Source organism: Streptomyces boncukensis, assembly GCF_011045075.1.
Lineage (GTDB): Bacteria > Actinomycetota > Actinomycetes > Streptomycetales > Streptomycetaceae > Streptomyces > Streptomyces boncukensis.
This window is the reverse complement of record NZ_JAAKZZ010000612.1, coordinates 1-3,906: the sequence shown is the minus strand read 5'-3', so window position 1 is coordinate 3,906 and position 3,906 is coordinate 1. Positions and strand designations below refer to the sequence as shown.

Annotated in this window: 1 protein-coding gene; it reads right to left on the bottom strand. The window is 73.3% G+C overall.

The window, feature by feature from the left end:
- Positions 1 to 3,871 (bottom strand): type I polyketide synthase (locus tag G5C65_RS32985; protein ID WP_165302745.1); only part of this gene is annotated, 3,871 nt, incomplete at its 3' end.
- Positions 3,872 to 3,906: the final 35 nt, after the last annotated feature.

The following is a 3,906-nucleotide window of genomic DNA, read 5'->3' as shown; positions in this document are numbered from 1 at the left end:
CCACCACACCCACCACACGACCCCCCACATCCCCCACCACCACAGACACGTCACCGCTGTCGCCTGGCGTCAGGCGTACCCGGGCGCTGCTGCCGATCCCGGCACCGAGCCGGACGCCGTGCCAGGCGAAGGGCAGCCGGGTCTCGTCGCCGTCGTGCTCCAGCGCCAGGCCGTGCAGCGCGGCGTCGAGAAGCGCCGGGTGCACCGCAAAACCGGACGTCTCCACCCCCTCCGGCAGAGCGACCTCCGCATACACCTCCTCACCCGACCGCCACGCACGACGCAGCCCCCGGAACATCGGACCGTAGCCGAGGCCCATCTCGCCGAGCCGCCGGTAGACGTCCTCCGGTGCGATCGGTTCCGCTCCCGCGGGGGGCCAGGCGGCCAGGTCGTCGTCGACCACCGGTCCGCCGGTACCCAGGGTTCCCTCCGCGTTCCGTACCCACTCGGCGTCGCCCTCGCGCCGCGAGGAGACGGACACCTCGCGGGTCCCCTCGTCCTGCACCGGGCCGACACGCACCCGGAGATCCACCGGCTCCGTCTCGGGCAGCAGGAGCGGGGCGTGCTGCACCAGCTCGTCCACGCGCTCGCTCCCGACATGGCGTCCGGCCGTCAGCGCCATCTCCAGCAGCGCCGTGCCCGGAGCCAGGGCCACGCCCCGCGCCTGATGCTCCGCGAACCAGGGATGGGTGCGGAGCGAGACGCGCCCCGTCAGCACGCAGCCGTCCTCGCCGAGATCGACGGCGGCCGCCAGCAGCGGGTGCTCCGCCGGCCTGAGTCCCGCGTCCTCCAGACCGGTAGGCCCGCCGTCCGCGTCGTCCAGCCAGAAGCGCTGGTGCTCGAAGGGGTAGGTGGGCAGCTCGACCTGGCTGCCGCCGGCCAGGCCCCACTCCACCGGAACGCCGTTGACGTGGGCTTCCGCGAGCGAGAGCGCGAGGCGGCGGTACCCGCCGTCGTCCCGGCGCAGAGTGCCGAACACCGCTCCGGAGCCGGCGGCGGCGTCCATGGTCTCCTCGACCGCCGCCGTGAGCACCGGATGCGGGCTGATCTCGATGAAGACGTCGTGGCCGCGCGCGAGCAGTTCCCGGGTGGTCCGCTGGAAGTCGACCTGCTGCCGCATGTTGGCGTACCAGTACGCGGCGTCCATCGTGTGGCCCGGGATCTCCTCGCCGGTCACCGTGGAGTAGAGCGGGACCGGGCTGTCCACCGGGCGGAGTCCGGCCAGTCCGCCGAGCATCGGTTCGCGCAGGGCCTCCACCCGCTCGGTGTGCGCGGCGAACCCCGCCACGGCTTCCTTGGTGCGGATGCCGTCCTCCCGACAGGCCGCGACGAAGCCGCGCACGCTCTCGTAGGGGCCCGCGACGAGGACCGCGCGCGGGCTGTTCACCCCGGCGAGGGTCAGGTCCGGGTGGGCGGTCAGCCGTTCCCGTACCTCGTCCTCGGACAGGGCCAGGGAGGCGATCGCACCGTCATCGCGCAGGTTCTCCGCGACCAGCCTGCTGCGGCACACCACGACCCGGGCCGCGTCCGCCAGGCTGAGGGCCCCGGCCACGCACGCGGCGGCGATCTCCCCCTGGCTCGTCCCCACGACCGCGGCCGGCCGCACGCCGTGGGCCTGCCAGACCGCGGCCAGGGACACCATCACCGACCAGAGCACGGGCTGGACGACATCGGGCCGCCGCAGGGAGTCGGGGTCGGACAGGGCTTCGAGCAGGCTCCAGTCCACGAGGGGGTCCACTGCCGAAGCGCACTCTTCCAGACGCGCAGCGAACACCGGTGAGCCCGCCAGCAGCTCGGTGGCCATCCCGAGCCACTCCGAGCCCTGGCCGGGGAAGACGAACACCACGCGCGCGTCGTTCCGGGCCTCCCCCCGCACCACATGGTCCGCTGACGCGTCGTCCGCCACCGCGCGCAGCCCGCCGGCGAAGTCCTCGGGGGACCGGCCCACCACGACGGCCCGGTGCCGCAGCATCGCGCGGGAGGTCAGCAGCGAGTGGGCGACATCCGCGGCCGCCGCGCGGTCCGGGTGTGCCGCGAGCCGTCGCGCCTGTTCCCGCAGCGCCGACGGGGATGCGGCGGTCAGGACCCATGGAAGGACCTCGCCGGCGTCCTCCGCCACCGGTTCGGCGGGCGGCACCTGGCCGACGACGGGAGCCTGCTCCAGGACGACATGGGCGTTCGTCCCGCTCACACCGAACGACGACACGCCCGCCCGGTGCGGGCGCCCCACGTCCGGCAGCTCGCGGGCCTCAGTGGCCAGCGCGACCCTTCCTGCCGACCACTCCACCGCCGATGTCGGCTCGCTGACGTGCAACGTCTTCGGCACCACGCCGTGCCGCAGGGCCAGCACGGACTTGATGACCCCAGCGACCCCCGCGGCGGCCTGGGTGTGCCCCATGTTCGACTTGACGGATCCGACCCACAGCGGCTCGTCCCGGTCCTGCCCGTAGGCGGCGAGCAGCGCCTGTGCCTCGATCGGGTCCCCCAGCTTCGTCCCCGTGCCGTGCGCCTCCACCAGGTCCACATCGGAGGGCCGCAGGCCGGCGTTGGAGAGCGCCTGCACGATCACTCGTTCCTGCGACGGCCCGTTCGGCGCGGTGAGGCCGTTGCTCGCGCCGTCCTGGTTCACGGCCGATCCCCGCACGACCGCCAGCACCTGGCGCCCGTTGCGCACCGCGTCGGACAGCCGCTCCACCAGGAGCATCGCCACGCCCTCGGCGAACACGGTGCCGTCCGCAGCGTCGGAGAACGACTTGCAGCGTCCGTCCGGAGCCAGCGCCCGCTGCCGGCTGTACTCGATCAGCGACGCCGGGCTGGCCATGACCGCCACCCCGCCCGCCAGCGCCAGGGAGCACTCGTCCTGGCGCAGGGACTGGCATGCCATGTGCAGGCCCACCAGCGAGGACGAGCATGCCGTGTCCACCGTGACGGCGGGCCCTTCGAGTCCGAAGGTGTAGGCGATCCGGCCGGAGGCGACGCTGCCCGCGCTCGCGGTCGTGAAATATCCCTCCAGCTCCGGCGGTACGTTCCGCACACGTGAGCCGTAGTCGTGGTACATCACGCCCGCGAAGACGCCGGTCCGGCTGCCCCTGAGCGATGTCGGCGCGATACGGGCCCGCTCGAACAGCTCCCAGCTGCTCTCCAGCAGCAGCCGCTGCTGCGGGTCCATCGCGAGCGCCTCGCGCGGGGAGATGCCGAAGAGCCCGGGGTCGAACTCGGCGGCGTCGTGCAGAAAGCCGCCGTCCCGTACGTAGATGTGCCCCGGCCGGTCCGGGCTCGGGTCGAACAGGTCCCCCCACCCGCGGTCGGTGGGCAGCCCCGACACCGCGTCGCGCCCTCCCGCGACCAGGTCCCACAGCTGTTCGGGGGAGCGCACACCGCCCGGGAACCGGCAGGCCATGCCCACGATCGCGATCGGCTCGTCCACTGGTGCGGTACGGGCCGGTACGGCTGCCCGCTCGGCCGTCCTGCCCCCGCTGGGCATCCTCGCCCGGAGGTGCTCGACGAGCGCAACGGGCGTCGGATGGTTGAACACGGCCGTCGCGGCCATCTTCAGCCCCGTCGCCTGGCTCAGCCGGTTGCGGATCTCGATGGCCATCAGGGAGTCGACGCCGAACGCCGCGAACGACCGCTCCGGATCGATATGCGCCGTGTCCGGATGACCCAGCACCGAGGCCGTCGTACTGCGAACGAGGTCGAACAGCCGTCGGCGCAGCTCGTCCGCTGTCAGCGCGGCCCAGTCGACCTGCTGTTCGTCCGTTGCCGTTGTGGCTCTGGTGGTGGGGGTGTGGAGGAGGGTGTGGGCGGTGGCCGGGTCCAACTGGAGCGGGGCCAGCACGGGCTCGAGCCGGACCAGCGCCGCATCCAGCAAAGCCAGCCCCTCCTCCGCCGACAACGCACCCACCC